This is a genomic window from Piscinibacter sp. XHJ-5 (assembly GCF_029855045.1).
In the GTDB taxonomy this organism is placed as follows: Bacteria; Pseudomonadota; Gammaproteobacteria; order Burkholderiales; family Burkholderiaceae_C; genus Albitalea.
Genome location: NZ_CP123228.1, coordinates 5,754,814 through 5,770,159 on the forward strand (window position 1 = coordinate 5,754,814; position 15,346 = coordinate 5,770,159).

Sequence of the window (15,346 nt, forward strand, 5' to 3'; positions counted from 1 at the left end):
GACCTCGCCATGTCCTGTCCGCCGCCACGCCTGATCGCCCATCTCGACATGGATGCGTTCTATGCCTCGGTGGAGCTGTTGCGCTATCCCGATCTGCGCGGCCACGCCGTGGTCATCGGCGGCGGGCGTGCGCACGCGCCGGTGCGGCTCGCCGACGGCACGCGCCGCTACGCGCGGCTGCGCGAGTACACCGGTCGTGGCGTGATCACCACCGCCACCTATGAGGCGCGCGCCCTGGGCGCGCACTCCGGCATGGGCGTGATGAAGGCCGCGCAGCTCGCGCCCGACGCCGTGCTGCTGCCGGTGGATTTCGACGAGTACCGCAAGTACTCACGCCTGTTCAAGGCCGCGGTGCGGACGGTCGCGCCGCTCGTCGAAGACCGGGGCATCGACGAGATCTACATCGACCTCACCGATGTGCCGGGCGCGCAGGCCGATGCCGGCCTGGCTGCGGCGCGGGCGCTCAAGAGCGCCGTGCGCGACGCCACGGGGCTCGCCTGCTCCATCGGCGTCACGCCGAACAAGCTGCTGTCCAAGATCTGCTCCGACCTCGACAAGCCCGATGGCCTCACGCTGCTCTCGATGGCGGACATCCCCACGCGCATCTGGCCTCTGCCGGCGAAGAAGATCAACGGCATCGGTCCCAAGGCCACCGAGAAGCTGTCCGGTCTCGGCATTCACACCATCGGCGACCTCGCCGCCGCCGATCCGTCCTTCCTGGTCGCGCAGTTCGGCAAGAGCTACGGCGCGTGGATGCACGAGGCCGCGCACGGACGCGACGACCGTCCGGTGGTCACCTACAGCGAGCCCAAGTCCATCAGCCGCGAGACGACGTTCGAGCGCGACCTGCACGCGGTGCGCGACCGTGCCGCGCTCGGGGCCATCTTCACCGAGCTGTGCGTGGAGCTGGCCGGCGACCTGTCGCGCAAGGGCTATGCGAGCAAGACCATCGGCATCAAGCTGCGCTTCGACGACTTCAGGATCGTCACGCGCGACCTGACCCTCGCGGCGCACACCATGGACGCCCGCACCATCCGGCGCGCCGCCGGCGAGTGCCTCAAGCGGGTCGACCTCTCGCGCCGTCTGCGCCTTCTGGGCGTACGCGCCGGCACGCTTGCGCGGCTGGCCGACCTGGTGGCGCCCCACCCGCAGGAAGAGCCGCCCGCTGCACAGGCGCAGGAGGAACCGCCGCTGTACGGGCTGCCGCTGTTCGATGCGCCGCCCGAACCGGGTTCGTGACATATCCCCGAAAGCGGACAGCGGCCCGCATCCGAGGCCGCGCGGCGTGCGTACACCGCAGCGGATCGCCTTGATCATCGCGAACAACCAGAACGAGGGAACCGATGCGCCACCCGCGACGACGAGCCGCCATCGCCTGCGTGTGGGCCCTGGCGGCCGGGACTGTATGTGCCCAGGCAGGACCGGCGCCTGCGCCTTTCGGCCATGGCAGCGGCAAGCTGCTGCTCACCGGCGGGGTCGGCAGCATCGACGGCGCGGCCGGCGGCGGGCTCACGCCCTGGGCGGTGATCGGCAGCTACGCCACCGAGCGCCAGGTCGGCGCCACAGCACACCTGACGCGCGCGAGGACGAAGGACTATGCCCTGACGGCCGGCGGCGCCGTGGTGGGCATCGCCGATCGCGTGGAGCTGTCGCTGGCTCGCCAGGAGCTCGACACCGGCCCGGCCGGCGCGGCGCTGGGCCTGCCCGGCCTGCGCCTGAAGCAGGACATTGCCGGCGTGAAGTGGCGTGTCGCGGGCGACGCCGTGCTCGACAGCGACAGCCCGATGCCACAGATCGCGCTGGGCCTGCAGCACAAGCGCACCGGCGCGGGCGATCTCGCGCCGACGCTTGCCCTGCTGGGCGCGAAGACGCACGGCACCGATGTCCATGTCAGCGCAACCAAGTTGCTGCTGGCGCAAGCCCTGCTGCTCAACGGCACGCTGCGCGCGACCCGGGCCAACCAGAACGGCCTGCTGGGCTTCGGCGGAACCGTCCGCACGGGCTACTCGTTCCAGCCCGAGCTCTCGGTGGCGTGGCTGCTGCGCAGAGACATCGCGATCGGCGCCGAGTACCGCGCCAAGCCCGACAACCTCAACCCGTCGGTGCTCGGCGATGCGCTGAAAGAAGACGACTGGGCTGATGTGTTCGTCGCCTGGGCGCCGTCCAAATACCTGTCGCTGACGCTGGCGTACGTGGACCTCGGGCGCGTCGTGCCGGGCATCGTCGCGCGGCGCCAGACCGGCACCTATGCGTCGTTGCAGCTCGCGTACTGACCAGGCCGTTGCAAGGAGCCGCATGAAACCGAAGACCTTCCTCTGCGCCTGCGCCGTCAGCCTGGGCGTGCTGACGACGACACCGGCCTGCGCGCAGGCCCTGTACAAGCCGGCAGTTCCCGCCGACGACTCGCTGTACCGCCAGCTCGGCGGCCAGCCGGGCCTGGTCAGGCTGATGGACGACTTCATGCAGCGCCTTCTTGCCGACGCGCGCATGCGACCCTTCTTCAAGGACGTCGACCAGGCGCATGTGAAGGAGCAGCTCGTGACGCAGTTCTGCGAGGTGTCCGGCGGTCCCTGCAAGCTGCAGGGACCCGACATGAAGCAGGTGCACGACGGCTTCGACATCGACCGTGCCGGCTTCAACGCGCTCGTCGAGGTGCTGCAGCAGGCGATGGACGCGCAAGGGATCGCCTTCAGCGCGCAGAACCGCCTGCTGGCGCAACTCGCGCCCATGCACCGCGACATCGTCAACGTGAAGTAACCCACCCCTTCCAGCGACATCGGACCACCATGATCAAGCCTCTGCTCCTCCTCCTGGCCAGCGGCCTCGCCGCCGGCGCCGCTCACGCCGGCCAGATGAACGTCAGCGTCACCGACAAGGACGGCAAGCCGACGCCCGACGTCGTCGTGCTGATCGACACCGCCAGCAAGGTGGCGCCCAGGCCGGCCGCGGCCCCGGTCGTCATCGCGCAGGAGAGCCTGAAATTCGCGCCCTTCCTGACCATCGTGCCGGTGGGCAGCACGCTGCGCTTCGTCAACAAGGACGGCTATGACCACCACGTGCGGTCGACGCCGAGCGGACCGCTGGGCAGCATGCCGGCGGTGAAGAGCTTCGAGCTGCGGCTGGACGCCGCGGAAGGCGCCGCGCCGACCGTGGTCGACGACTACAAGGTGACGCCCTACCGCAAGAAGTCGGGCACGACCTCGGTCGACGTCAAGGTCGACCAGCCCGGCCCGATCGGCCTAGGCTGCCACATCCACTCGTCGATGCGGGGACAGGTCTACGTGAGCGCCACGCCCTTCTTCGCGAAGACCGACGCCAACGGCATCGCGACCATCGACGGCGTGCCCGACGGCGCGATCGAGCTGAACCTGTGGCATCCCGACCAGTTGCAGGAGCAGGCCACCCAGCGCTTGCAAATGGGTGCCGCGCCCGTGAATGCGAGCGCGCAGCTCAACTTCACGCCTCGGCGGCGGCGCAGCTAGGGACTCACCGCGCCGGGCAAGGTCGACAGGTAGCCCCGCAGCGCCTCGATCGCCACCTTCACCTTTGCCGGCTGCGCGTCGCGCTGCGGCGTGACGGCCCAGACATCGAGCAGCGGAAGCCGCCAGTCGGGCAGCAGCGCCACCAGCCGCCCGGCGGCGAGCTCGTCGGCCACGTCGACGCGCGCGAGGCGCGCCAGCCCCAGTCCCGCCATGCACATCTGCTGGATCGAAAGCTGGTTGTTGCTGGTGATGCGCGCCTCCAGGCGCAGGCTGCGGCTTTCATGTTGCGGGCCGGCGAGCTCGAGGTGAAGCTGGCGGCCCTCGCGGGCGAAACCGAGCCAGGGCGCCGACAGCAGATCGTCCGGGCGGTGGGGCTCGCCATGCGCGGCCAGCCAATCGGGCGACGCGCACAGCAGCCACTCGAAGCCGCACAGGCGCCGCGCCGCCCACGATGAATCAGGCAGCCGGCCGAAACGCACAGCCAGATCGATGCGCGCCTCGATCAGATCGATGCGGGCATCGTCCACCAGCAGCGTCAGCAGGAGCGCCGGATGGGCACCGAGCACGCCGCCCAGTGCCGGCGCCACATGGCGCGCGAAGCCGACCGGCGCGGACAGCCGCAGCTCGCCGGATGGCGAGTCGCGGGACTGGGCCAGCTGCTGCTGGGCGCGACGCGCCGCCGCGACCATGGCGGCGCAGCCGTCGTAGAACTGCTCGCCCGCCGCGGTCAGCGTCAGCTTGCGCGTCGAGCGGTGCAGCAGGGTCACGCCGCTCGCCCGCTCGAGCTGGCGCACCTGCTGGCTGACGGCGGAGGTGCTCATCGCCAGCAGGCGGGCCGCCGCGCTCATCGAGCGCTGCTCGACGACCGTGGCGAACACGGCCATGCGCTTGAGTTCGTCCATTGTGAAGGTCTGCTTAACAGTGTTGCCGCCGTCTGCCAGCTAGTCGGTCCATTGTGAAGCCCCTATCGTCACCAGCCTCCCATCAACGAGAAACGCTTCATGAAGATCGCACTCATCGGCGCCACCGGCTTCGTCGGCTCCAAGGTCCTGGGCGAAGCCCTCCAGCGCCGGCACCAGGTCACCGCTCTCGCGCGCACGCCGGGCAAGCTTGCGGCCCGACCGGGTCTCGAGGTGCTCGAGGCAGACGCAGGCGATGTGGACCAGGTGGCGCACGCCATCGAAGGGCATGACGCGGTGGTGAGCGCCTACAACGCGCGCGGCACGCCCGACTTTCGCGCACGCTATCTGGCCGGTCTGCGTGCCCTGCTCGACGGTGCCAAGCGCGCGGGCGTCAAGCGCGTGCTGTGGGTCGGCGGCGCGGGCAGCCTGTACGTGGCGCCGGGCGTGCAGCTCGTCGACACCCCGCAGTTCCCGGCCGAATACAAGACCGAGGCACAGATCGCGCGCGACGCACTCGACCTGATCCGCGAGGAGCAGGCGCTCGACTGGACCTTCGTGTCGCCCGCTCCGCTGCTGCAGCCGGGGCCGCGCACCGGGCGCTTCCGGCTCGGGGGCGACGAGGTGCTCATGGACGGCGCCCAACCCGGCCGCATCTCCGTGGACGATCTGGCCGTGGCCATCGTCGACGAGCTGGAGAAGCCCCGGCACGTGCGGCAGCGCTTCACGCTGGCCTATTGATCGTCAGGCGGCGAGGCGGCTGGTGCAACCAAGCGAAACAGCCGGGCCGACCGGCATCCATGGGGTTTTCGAAACCTGACGCCAAGCTTACAGTGGAGCACCGCTCGCACCGGAGGCTCCACATGACGCTCCATCAGTTCCATGCCCTCAAGTTGTGGCACACGCGTCATCGCGAGCACCCGCTGGAGAGCACCGTCTGGGACGCCGTGCTCACCCTCTGGATGATCGGCTGGGTCGGTCTTCCGGCAGCCCTGCTGGTCGGCGGATTCTGGTCTCCGCTGGTGTGCCTGAGCCTGGTCTTCGTGCCCGGCGCCTATGTGTCATGGCGCAAGCGCATGCACCGCAGGGGCCGGCTGCGCTGCGACTGGATCACTGCTCTTCGGTGAGCGCCCCGGGCGCCGTGCGCGGCACCTGTTCCATCAGCTCGACGCACGCCTGCACGGCCTGCTGCACGAGTTCCTCGTCCACCGGATACCGATAGCGAAACCGCAAGTGGCGCACGCCGCGGCCGGTGCCCTCGAGTTCGGGAAAGCGGTCGATCAAGGCCGCGCCGTTGAAGATCTGCAGGTTGGCGTGGTCCTTGTGCATCACGATGGCCACTGCGTGGGTGCCTTCGTAGGTGAACATCAGGTTTCCCCACTTCACCGAGCTCTGCAGCTCCGGCGCAGCTGACGTGACCAGCTCGCGAAGGCGTCGCGCCAAGTCCTTCTGCTCGGGACGCAGGGTGTCGAACCAGGTCTCGATCAGGGCTGCGGGGCGAAGAATGGAACGCATGGCAGGCTCACAGATCGCGCGCCTCGAAGGTGTTGCACTGGTTCACGCTGCCACTCTGGAGGCCCCGCTTGAACCAGCTCACGCGCTGCGCGCTGCTTCCATGGGTGAAGCTTTCCGGCACGATGGTTCCCTGCGAGCGGCGCTGCAGGGTGTCGTCGCCGATCTGCGAGGCGGCGTTCAGCGCCTCCTCCACGTCGCCCTGCTCGAGAATCTGGCGCGTCGCCTGCGCGTCGTGGGCCCACACGCCGGCGAAGCAATCGGCCTGCAGCTCCAGCCGCACGCTCAGCGCGTTGCCCTGGGCCTGGCTGACGCGGCCCCGCATGCCCTCGACCTTGTCGGTGATGCCCATCAGCCGCTGCACGTGATGCCCCACTTCGTGAGCGATCACATAGGCCTGCGCAAAGTCGCCCGGCGCGCCGAGCCGAGACTTCATCGTTTCGTAGAAGCGCAGGTCGATGTAGACCTTTTCGTCGACCGGGCAATAGAACGGTCCCATCGCCGACTGTCCCTGCCCGCACGCGGTGGGCGTGGCGCCGCGAAAGATCACCAGCTTGGGTTCACGGTAAGTCTGACCGGACTGTCGGAACTTCGCGCGCCAGACGTCCTCGGTGTCGGCCAGCACGGTGGACACGAAACGCGCCATCTCGTCGTCGGCCGGCGGCTTGTGGCCGACCGGCGCTTCCTGCGTCGTGCCCCCGCTCATCAAGCCGAGGATGGTCAGCGGGTTGATGCCGAAAAGCCAGCCCGCGACGACGGCAATGGCCACCGAGCCGAGGCCGATGCTTCCGCCGCCCAGGCGAAAGCCGCCACCGCCTCCGGCGTCTCGCACGTCCTCGACGTTGTCACTCTGGCGGTTGCCTTGCCATCGCATGACAGTCTCCTCACGGGCGTCGAAGAAATCTCCGGCCCGAACGCTCAGGATGGACCGGCAACCGGCGTGCCCGCCCGGCTCAGGTCTTGGGCAGGGTGACGCCGCGCTGGCCCTGGTATTTGCCGCCGCGGTCCTTGTAGCTGGTCTCGCAGACCTCGTCGCTCTCGAAGAAAAGCACTTGGGCGCAGCCTTCGCCCGCATAGATCTTGGCCGGCAGCGGCGTCGTGTTGCTGAACTCGAGCGTCACGTAGCCCTCCCACTCGGGCTCGAACGGCGTCACGTTGACGATGATCCCGCAGCGGGCGTATGTGCTCTTGCCGAGGCAGATCGTGAGCACGTTGCGCGGAATGCGGAAGTACTCCACCGTTCGCGCCAGCGCGAAGCTGTTCGGCGGAATGATGCAGACGTCGGACTCGATGTCGACGAAGCTCTTCTCGTCGAACGCCTTGGGGTCGACGACCGTGCTGTAGATGTTGGTGAAGACCTTGAATTCGGGCGCGCAGCGGATGTCGTAGCCGTAGCTCGACGTGCCGTAGCTGACGATGCGATGGCCGTCGGCCGCGTGACGAACCTGGCCCGGCTCGAACGGCTCGATCATCCCGTGCTGCTCGGCCATTCGGCGGATCCACCTGTCGCTCTTGATCGTCATGCGTCGTTCCTCGGAAGTTCCGGCGATTCTAGGTACCGACGAAGCCGGTGCCTCCTCGGAGTCTCGGTGGTGTCCGCATTTTGACAGCGGCCATCGCCTGTGCTGCACTAGCATCGAGACAACTCCCAAGAGGATTCCTGCAAGGAGCTGAGCCATGCGCAACGCCACCGAACTGATGGTGCAGTACGCGGCCTATCACCGCGACCGCCGCAACATCACCACCCACTTCATCGGCATTCCGCTGATCGTCTTCGCGATCGGCATCCTGCTGTCGCGGCCCGAGTTCGCCGTCGGCGGCCGCACGCTCACACCGGCGTGGCTGGTCTGGGGCGCGGCGACGCTGTGGTACCTGACGCGCGGCAATTTCGTGCTCGGCGCCGCCGTCAGCTTCGTCAATTTCGTGCTGATCCTGCTGGCCCACCAGGTGCCCGCGGCCAGCACCGGCGCATGGCTGAGCTGGGGCGTCGGCGTGTTCGTCGTCGGCTGGATCCTGCAGTTCATCGGCCACTACTACGAAGGGCGCAAGCCCGCCTTCGTCGACGATCTCGTCGGGCTGCTGGTCGGGCCGATGTTCGTGACCGGCGAGTTCCTGTTCGGCCTGGGCTGGGGCAAGAGCCTGCTCGACGAGATCGAGCGCCGCGTCGGCCCGACGATGCTGCGCGACCTCGCCCATCCCTGAACGATGCGCCGCGCCGTCCTGGCGCTGCTGGCGCTCATCGCGCTGGCGGTGCTGTATGTCGCGGTGCAGGCCAGCCGTCATCCCTCGCTCGATCCCTATCGCCACCTCATATTGCCGCCAGCGCCCGCGACGGCGCGTGGCGTGCGCGTCACCTTCGCGGGCAACACGACCTTGCTGTTCGACGACGGCGAGACGGCGTGGATGACCGACGGGTTCTTCACCCGACCGCCGGTGTCGTCGCTCATCGGCCGCATCGCCCCCGATCCGGCAACCGTCGATCGCATGCTGAGGCGGCTCGAAGTCACGCGGCTCGCCGCCGTCGTGCCGGTGCATTCGCACTACGACCACGCGATGGACGCGCCCGTCGTTGCCGATCGGACCGGCGCCCTGCTCGTGGGCTCGGCCTCCACGCTGAACATCGGCCGCGGTGCGGGGCTCGCCGAGAAGCAGATGCGCGAAGTGAAGCCCGGCGATACCTTGCCACTGGGCCGCTTCACGCTCAGCTTCGTCGCATCGCGCCACAGCCCCACGCCGTTCACCGATGGCATGACGCCCGACCCGGTCGCCGCCCCGCTGGTGCCGCCGGCCCGCGCCACCGCCTGGCGGGAAGGCCAGACGTGGTCGATCTTCGTGGAGCACCCCAGCGGATTCAGGGCTTTGGTGCAAGGCAGCGCGGGCTTCATTCCCGGCGCGCTGTCGGGCCGGCGCGCCGACATCGTGTTCCTCGGCGTCGCGACGCTGGGCAAGAAGGACGAGGCCTACCGGACCGACTACTGGAACGAGGTGGTCAAGCGGGTCGGCGCCAAGCGCGTCATCCCCATCCACTGGGACACGTTCTGGCGCTCGCTCGACGAGCCTCTGGTCCCCATGCCGCTGCTGGCGGACAACTTCGGCGTCGCGATGGACGACCTGCTGAAGCGCGCGGGGCCCGACCATGTGGAGGTGCGGCTGCCGCCGCCGCTCACGCCGTTCGTTCCGTAGGGGCAACGGCGGACGGCAGCGGCTGCGCGTCGAAGCGCTCGAAGCCGCAATAGCAGATGAAGTGCTTGTTCGTTGCCCGGCCGAACAGGCAAAGTCCCAACTTGCTCGCCACCTCGTAGCCCATCTGCGTGATGCCGCTGCGCGAGACGATGATGGGCACGCCGATCTGCGCCGACTTGATGACCATCTCGCTGGTCAGCCGCCCGGTGGTGTAGAAGATCTTGTCGGCGCCTTCCATCCCGTGCAGCCACATCCAGCCGGCGATGGTGTCGATCGCGTTGTGGCGGCCGACGTCCTCGACGAACATCAGCAGCTCGTCCTGGCGGAACAGCGCGCAGCCGTGCACCGAGCCGGCCGACTTGTACGTGCTCTCCTGCAGACGCATCGCGTTGAGCAGCCCGTAGAGCGTGGCCTGCGAGAGGCGCGCATGGGGCTCGTCGACGCGCGGCAGGCGCAGCGTCTCGAGCTCGCTCATCATGTCGCCGAACACCGTGCCCTGGCCGCAGCCGGTGGTGACGACCCGCCTGGCGGTCTTCTCGTCGAAGCGCTCGATCCCGGCGCGGGTCTTCACCGCCGCCGCCTCGACGTCCCAGTCGACGGTGATCGAATCGATGTCGGTCACCGAGTCGACCAGGCGTTGGTTGCGCAGGTAGCCCAGCACCAGCAGCTCGGGCGCCGCGCCCAGCGTCATCAGCGTGACCAGCTCGCGGTTGTCGACGAACACGGTCAGCGAGCGCTCGGCCGGGATGGTGATGGTGCGGCGCGCGCCGAACTCGTCGAGGACCTCGACGTCGCGGGTCAGCGGGGCACGGGCTTCGGTGAGGCGCGGGACGAGAGACATGGAAGCGATTGTCTCGCCTCCCGGTGCGGCCTACTTCTTGGCGCCCTGCAGCTGGGTCTGCGTGGCCGGGCTCACGCTCGGCGGCGTGGCCGCCGTCGACGGCGGCGAATGCGCGCCGGAGGCTTCGATCGGCTTGCTGCCGGCCGGCGCGGCCGCCACGAAGGCACCCGGTTCGGCGCACGGCGGCGTCGGCGTCGCCGGCTTCGTCTCCTTGCCGGCGGCCTTGGCGCTCTGGCGGTACGACTCGGCGACCTTGTCCATCGATCGGCACAGCTGGAAGGCGGCCACCTTGTCGCTCCAGGCGGCCTTGGCCTTGGCTTCGTCGGCCTTGGCCTGCGCGTCGGGCGACAGCGGCGGCAGCTTGGCCTGCGCGAACGGCGTGATCAGCATCAGCACGAGCAGCGTCGGGGCAAGCGGCTTCATTCGGACGATTCCTCTCAAGGTTGGATGACGGGCTCGGCCGGCGGCGCCTGGCGCGAGCGCTGCGCCGGGATCTTGCCGGCTTCGATGTCCTGGTGCCACAGGGCGTGGTGCTCGCGTGCCCACTCGTCGTCGACATAGCCGTCGCGCATGGCGCGGTAGGCGCCGCGCATGCCGGCCGTGCCCAGGTAGATGTGCCCCAGCAGCAGCACGATCATGAACACGGCAGCGACGGCATGGACCATGTGCGCCACCTGCATGTCGCTGCGCAGGTAGTCCAGGCCGGGAAGCAGCTTGTCGAGCACCAGCCCCGAGCCGACGACGATGAGGCCCAGCAGCACCGCGCCGCCCCAGAACAGCAGCTTCTCGCCGGCGTTGAAGCGGTGCGATGGCACTTCCTCGCCGCCCAGCATGCCGCCGCCCTTCTTGATCCACGTGAGGTCGCCGCGCCGCGGCAGCTCGTCACGCACGAAGGTGACGATGACGATCACCAGCGACACCGCGAACAGCGGTCCGAAGAAGTTGTGCGCCGTCTTCAGGAGATAGCTGATCCAGCCGAACAGCAGGTGGCCGGTGATCGGCAGCAGGAAGAACTTGCCGAAGGCCATCACGATGCCGGAGATGCCCAGCACGCAGAAGGCGACGGCGTTGGTCCAGTGCGCGGCGCGCTCGAAATACGTGAAGCGCTCGATCGTCCCGCCGCGGTTCTCGGCGTGGCCGATCGGCCCCTTGCGCCAGTGGAACAGCGCGATGGCGACCAGCACGATGACCAACAGCGCGCTGCCGTAGGGGATGATCCAATCGTTGCGCACCTGGCGCCACGCCTCGCCGGCGTTGGTGTAGCGCGAGCCCGGGTACTGGACGAAAGGCTGCACCAGCACGCCTTTCTCGGCTCCCGGCAGCGACGTGATGCCCGCCTTGGTGCCCGACTCATGCACCTGGCGCCAGAACGGCGCGTTGTTGCCGGGCTGGCTCTTCGCGCGCAGGGCATTTGTGTCGTCGGGCTTGGGCTCGGGCGCGGCGACCGTGCTGGCCGGCGCGGCGAAGCGCGGTGCCGTCGGTTCCTGCTGCGCCGACGCGGCGCCGCCGAAGGCGAGCGCGAGGCCCAGCAAGACGATTCGGATCAGGCCATGATGCATGCGCACTCCTCGGACGTCACTTCGTCTTCGCGTACTCGTTCTGCGTCTGCGCGCGGGTGCGGATCTGCTCTTCCCAGCTCGTCTTGTCGCCGGCCTTCCAGCCCGGAGCGACATACGGATCATTGGCGCCCTGCCAGGCCAGCGTGTCCGACCTGCGCGGATTGGCGGTCTGCGGGCGCTCCGAGCAGGCGGCGAGCCCCATCACCACGGCGATCAGCATCAGGCGCCTCATGACTTGGTGGGCTCCTTGGCTTGCGGCGCGGCCGGCGCGCCCTGCGTCGGCTTGCCGTAGGCGGTGCCCCAGCCCCAGACCTCGCTGCCCTTGCCACGGTTGAGCACGCGGGTGCGGAAGATGTCGGCCACCACGTCCCCGTCGCCGCCCAGCAGCGCCTTGGTCGAGCACATCTCGGCGCAGGCCGGCAGCTTGCCTTCGGACAGGCGGTTGCGGCCGTACTTCTCGAACTCCGTCTGGCTGCCGTTGGCCTCGGGACCTCCGGCGCAGAAGGTGCACTTGTCCATCTTGCCCCGCAGCCCGAAGGTGCCGTTGGTCGGGAACTGCGGCGCGCCGAACGGGCATGCGTAGGAACAGTAGCCGCAGCCGATGCAGACGTCCTTGTCGTGCAGCACCACGCCTTCCTCGGTGCGGTAGAAGCAGTCGACCGGGCAAACCGCCATGCACGGCGCGTCGCTGCAGTGCATGCAGGCCACCGAGATGCTGCGCTCGCCCGGCACCCCGTCGTTCAGCGTGACGACGCGGCGGCGATTGACGCCCCACGGCACCTCGTTCTCCTGCTTGCAGGCGGTGACGCAACCGTTGCACTCGATGCAGCGCTCGGCGTCGCAGATGAATTTCATTCGTGCCATGTCAGGCTCCTGAGGATGCTTAGGCGGTCTTCTCGACCTGGCACAGCGTGGTCTTGGTCTCTTGCATCATCGTCACGCTGTCGTAGCCGTAGGTGGTCGCCGTGTTGATCGCCTCGCCGCGGATCACCGGTGCGGACCCTTCGGGGTAGTAGGGCTTCAGGTCGACCCCCTGCCAGCGACCCGAGAAGTGGAACGGCAGGAACACCGTGCCGCGGTCGACCCGCTCCGTGACCAGCGCGCGCACGTTCAGCTTGGCGCCCGTGGGCGTCTTCACCCACACCATCTCGCCGTTGCGGATGCCGCGGTCGTTGGCGGCCGCCGGGTTGATCTCGACGAACATGTCCTGCTGCAGCTCGGCCAGCCAGGGATTGGAGCGCGTCTCCTCGCCGCCGCCTTCGTACTCGACCAGGCGTCCCGAAGTCATCACCAGCGGGAACTGCTTGGAGATCTCCTTGTTCTTCTCCTGCACGCTCTTGTACAGCGTGGGCAGTCGCCAGAAGGCCTTCTTGTCGTCGTGCGTCGGGTACTTGTCGACGAGGTCGGGGCGCGGCGAATAAAGCGGCTCGCGGTGCTGCGGCACCGGATCGGGGAAGTTCCACACCACGGCACGCGCCCTGGCGTTGCCCCAGAAGTGGCAGTTGCGCGCCATGGCCACGCGCTGGATGCCGCCGGACAGGTCGGTCTTCCAGTTCTTGCCCTCGGCCGCCGTCTTCTCGGCCTCGGTGAGATCGTCCCACCAGCCCAGCTTCTTGAGCAGGATGTGGTCGAACTCCGGATAGCCGGTCGTCAGCTCCGAACCCTTGGGGAAGGAGCCGTCGGCGGCCAGCAGGCTGACGCCGTCGCGCTCGACCCCGAAGTTCGCGCGGAAGCAGCCACCGCCCTCCATCATCGTCTTGGAGGTGTCGTAGAGGTTGGGGCTGCCGGGGTGCTTGATCTCGGGCGTGCCGTAGCACGGCCACGGCAAGCCGTAGTAGTCGCCGTCGAGCTTGTAGCCGGTCTCCTTGTCGACGCCGCCCTTGGCCCGCAGCGTCTTCACGTCGAAGACGTTCATGTTGCGCATGTGCGCCTTGAGCCGTTCGGGGCTCTGGCCGGTGTAGCCGATCGTCCAGTTGCTGCGGTTGATCTCCCGCAGCATCGACTCCGGCTCCGGCTCCATCATCCCGCCCTTGGCCGCGACCACCTTCAGGCTCTTGACCAGCTCCTTGCCGAAGCCGAGCTTGTCGGCGAGCTGGTACATGATCATGTGGTCGGTCCGCGCCTCGAACAGCGGCTCGATCACCTTCTCGCGCCACTGCAGCGACCGATTGGACGCGGTCACCGAGCCGGACGTCTCGAACTGCGTTGCGGCCGGCAGCAGATAGACGGCGCGGTTCGCGTTCAGGTCCTCCGGCTTGCCGGGCATCGCAGCCATGGCGGCGGTGGCAGACGGGTACGGGTCGATCACGACCAGCAGGTCCAGCTTGTCCATCGCCTTCTTCATCTCGAGGCCACGGCTCTGCGAGTTGGGCGCGTGGCCCCAGAAGAACAGGCCGCGCAGGTTGCTGTCCTGGTCGATCAGCTCGTTCTTCTCGAGGACGCCGTCGATCCAGCGCGACACCGTCATGCCCGACTTGGTCATCATGCCGGGAGCGAACTGCTTCTTGATCCACTCGAAGTCGACGTCCCAGACCTTGGCGTAGTGCTTCCACGCGCCTTCGGCCACGCCGTAGTAGCCGGGCAGCGAATCCGGATTCGGCCCGACGTCGGTCGCCCCCTGCACGTTGTCGTGGCCGCGGAAGATGTTGGCGCCGCCACCCGACACGCCGATGTTGCCCAGCGCGAGCTGCAGGATGCACGAGGCCCGCACGATGGCGTTGCCGATGGTGTGCTGGGTCTGGCCCATGCACCACACGACGGTGCTGGGCCGGTTGTCGGCCATCAGCTTGGCGACCTTGTAGACGGTGGCCTCGTCGACGCCGCAGACCTCCTGGACCTTGTCGGGGGTCCATTTGGCGAGGACTTCGTCGCGCACCTTGTCCATGCCGTAGACGCGATCGGCGATGTACTTCTTGTCCTCCCAGCCGTTCTTGAAGATGTGGTGCAGCATCCCGAACAGGAAGGCGATGTCGGTGCCCGAGCGGATGCGCACGTACTCGTCGGCCTTCGCCGCCGTGCGCGTGAAGCGCGGGTCGACGACGATCATCTTCGTGCCGGTCTCCTTGGCATGCAGCATGTGCAGCAGCGACACCGGGTGCGCCTCGGCGGCATTCGACCCGATGTACATGGCGCACTTCGAGTTCTGCATGTCGTTGTAGGAGTTCGTCATCGCGCCATACCCCCACGTGTTCGCCACGCCGGCGACGGTGGTGGAGTGGCAGATGCGCGCCTGGTGATCGCAGTTGTTGCTGCCCCACAGGCTGACCCACTTGCGCAGCAGGTACGCCTGCTCGTTGTTGTGCTTGCTCGAGCCGACGATGAAGATCGAGTCGGGGCCGCTCTGCTTGCGCAGATCGAGCATCCTGGCGCTGATCTCGTTGAGCGCCTGGTCCCAGGAGATGCGCTGGTACTTGCCGTCGACCAGCTTCATCGGGTACTTGAGGCGGTACTCGCCGTGCCCGTGCTCGCGCAGCGCCGCACCCTTGGCGCAGTGCGCGCCGAGGTTGATCGGCGAGTCGAACACCGGCTCCTGGCGTACCCAGACGCCGTTCTCGACCACCGCGTCGACGGCACAGCCGACGGAGCAGTGGCCGCACACGGTGCGGCGGACTTCGATCTTCGACGACTTGTCACCCTTGGGCGCGTCGGCCGCATGGGCCTTGCGCACGAGCGTGAGCTGCGAGGCGGCCAGGCCGGCGCCGACCCCCAGCCCCGAGCGGCGCAGGAAGGCGCGCCGGTCCATCGTGGGAATGGCCCGCGAGACACCGCGTGCCAGGCTGGAGACGAGCGAAGACGACGGCGACGCGGCCTGCGCGTCGGACGATTTGCGCGTGAGCAACATGATTCCTCCTCGGGCTGGAGCGTGCCGCC

Annotated in this window: 18 protein-coding genes; 8 read left to right on the top strand and 10 right to left on the bottom strand. The window is 68.4% G+C overall.

What is annotated here, in order from left to right; translation table 11 throughout:
• The first annotated feature begins 9 nt into the window (after window positions 1-9).
• The 4 genes from dinB (at window position 10) to P7V53_RS27245 (ending at window position 3,482) form a co-directional block, all read left to right on the top strand.
• Entirely contained in the window at window positions 10-1,239 is a 1,230-nt protein-coding gene (gene dinB, locus P7V53_RS27230) for a DNA polymerase IV (RefSeq protein WP_280152620.1), read from the top strand.
• Window positions 1,240-1,343: 104 nt separating this feature from the next.
• Window positions 1,344-2,273 carry a DUF3034 family protein gene (locus P7V53_RS27235; protein WP_280152621.1) on the top strand — a complete coding sequence of 310 codons (930 nt, stop codon included), beginning with the start codon at window positions 1,344-1,346 and terminating at the stop codon, window positions 2,271-2,273.
• A gap of 22 nt (window positions 2,274-2,295) precedes the next feature.
• Entirely contained in the window at window positions 2,296-2,757 is a 462-nt protein-coding gene (locus P7V53_RS27240) for a group 1 truncated hemoglobin (RefSeq protein WP_280152622.1), read from the top strand.
• 29 nt (window positions 2,758-2,786) lie between these two features.
• Complete coding sequence (locus tag P7V53_RS27245) at window positions 2,787-3,482, top strand: plastocyanin (protein ID WP_280152623.1); 696 nt, start codon at window positions 2,787-2,789, stop codon at window positions 3,480-3,482.
• Here P7V53_RS27245 and P7V53_RS27250 read toward each other — a convergent pair.
• On the bottom strand, window positions 3,479-4,384 hold the full coding sequence (locus tag P7V53_RS27250; RefSeq protein WP_280152624.1) for a LysR family transcriptional regulator: 906 nt from the start codon (window positions 4,382-4,384) through the stop codon (window positions 3,479-3,481). The genes P7V53_RS27245 and P7V53_RS27250 overlap by 4 nt on opposite strands.
• Window positions 4,385-4,483: 99 nt before the next feature.
• Between P7V53_RS27250 and P7V53_RS27255 the strand changes: the two genes are divergently transcribed.
• Together P7V53_RS27255 and P7V53_RS27260 are read left to right on the top strand one after the other, a co-directional pair.
• Window positions 4,484-5,122 (top strand): NAD(P)-dependent oxidoreductase, encoded by a 639-nt coding sequence (locus P7V53_RS27255; protein WP_280152625.1) that lies wholly within the window; start codon window positions 4,484-4,486, stop codon window positions 5,120-5,122.
• Between the two features lie 122 nt (window positions 5,123-5,244).
• Window positions 5,245-5,508, top strand: a complete 264-nt coding sequence (locus P7V53_RS27260; RefSeq protein WP_280152626.1) for a hypothetical protein — start codon at window positions 5,245-5,247, stop codon at window positions 5,506-5,508.
• On the opposite strand, the gene P7V53_RS27265 is transcribed toward P7V53_RS27260, so the two are convergent.
• The 3 genes from P7V53_RS27265 to dcd form a co-directional block, all read right to left on the bottom strand.
• On the bottom strand, window positions 5,492-5,896 hold the full coding sequence (locus tag P7V53_RS27265; protein WP_280152627.1) for a DUF1801 domain-containing protein: 405 nt from the start codon (window positions 5,894-5,896) through the stop codon (window positions 5,492-5,494). The genes P7V53_RS27260 and P7V53_RS27265 overlap by 17 nt on opposite strands.
• A gap of 7 nt (window positions 5,897-5,903) precedes the next feature.
• Window positions 5,904-6,767: a neutral zinc metallopeptidase gene (locus P7V53_RS27270; protein ID WP_280152628.1), complete on the bottom strand. Its 864-nt coding sequence runs from the start codon at window positions 6,765-6,767 to the stop codon at window positions 5,904-5,906.
• A gap of 79 nt (window positions 6,768-6,846) precedes the next feature.
• Window positions 6,847-7,416, bottom strand: coding sequence for a dCTP deaminase (gene dcd, locus P7V53_RS27275; RefSeq protein WP_280152629.1), 570 nt, complete (start codon window positions 7,414-7,416; stop codon window positions 6,847-6,849).
• Between the two features lie 154 nt (window positions 7,417-7,570).
• On the opposite strand from dcd, the gene P7V53_RS27280 reads away from it, so the two are divergent.
• A complete protein-coding gene (locus P7V53_RS27280) occupies window positions 7,571-8,095 on the top strand; it encodes an Mpo1-like protein (RefSeq protein WP_280152630.1) in 525 nt (174 codons plus the stop codon).
• Window positions 8,096-8,098: 3 nt separating this feature from the next.
• The gene (locus P7V53_RS27285) at window positions 8,099-9,076 is read left to right on the top strand and encodes an MBL fold metallo-hydrolase (RefSeq protein ID WP_280152631.1); all 978 of its coding nucleotides are present in this window, start codon (window positions 8,099-8,101) and stop codon (window positions 9,074-9,076) included.
• Here the strand turns inward: P7V53_RS27285 and P7V53_RS27290 are convergent.
• The 6 genes from P7V53_RS27290 to P7V53_RS27315 are packed head-to-tail and all read right to left on the bottom strand — an operon-like array spanning window position 9,057 to window position 15,317.
• Window positions 9,057-9,917: a formate dehydrogenase accessory sulfurtransferase FdhD gene (locus P7V53_RS27290; RefSeq protein WP_280152632.1), complete on the bottom strand. Its 861-nt coding sequence runs from the start codon at window positions 9,915-9,917 to the stop codon at window positions 9,057-9,059. The two genes, P7V53_RS27285 and P7V53_RS27290, sit on opposite strands and share 20 nt — an antisense overlap.
• Before the next feature lie 30 nt (window positions 9,918-9,947).
• Window positions 9,948-10,340 carry a hypothetical protein gene (locus tag P7V53_RS27295; protein WP_280152633.1) on the bottom strand — a complete coding sequence of 131 codons (393 nt, stop codon included), beginning with the start codon at window positions 10,338-10,340 and terminating at the stop codon, window positions 9,948-9,950.
• A 14-nt stretch (window positions 10,341-10,354) separates the two neighbouring features.
• Window positions 10,355-11,476: a formate dehydrogenase subunit gamma gene (locus P7V53_RS27300; protein WP_280152634.1), complete on the bottom strand. Its 1,122-nt coding sequence runs from the start codon at window positions 11,474-11,476 to the stop codon at window positions 10,355-10,357.
• Between the two features lie 16 nt (window positions 11,477-11,492).
• The gene (locus P7V53_RS27305) at window positions 11,493-11,708 is read right to left on the bottom strand and encodes a hypothetical protein (protein ID WP_280152635.1); all 216 of its coding nucleotides are present in this window, start codon (window positions 11,706-11,708) and stop codon (window positions 11,493-11,495) included.
• Window positions 11,705-12,340: a formate dehydrogenase FDH3 subunit beta gene (gene fdh3B / locus P7V53_RS27310; RefSeq protein WP_280152636.1), complete on the bottom strand. Its 636-nt coding sequence runs from the start codon at window positions 12,338-12,340 to the stop codon at window positions 11,705-11,707. The genes P7V53_RS27305 and fdh3B overlap by 4 nt, the downstream gene beginning before the upstream one ends.
• 19 nt (window positions 12,341-12,359) lie before the next feature.
• Window positions 12,360-15,317 carry a formate dehydrogenase subunit alpha gene (locus P7V53_RS27315; protein ID WP_280152637.1) on the bottom strand — a complete coding sequence of 986 codons (2,958 nt, stop codon included), beginning with the start codon at window positions 15,315-15,317 and terminating at the stop codon, window positions 12,360-12,362.
• Window positions 15,318-15,346: the final 29 nt, after the last annotated feature.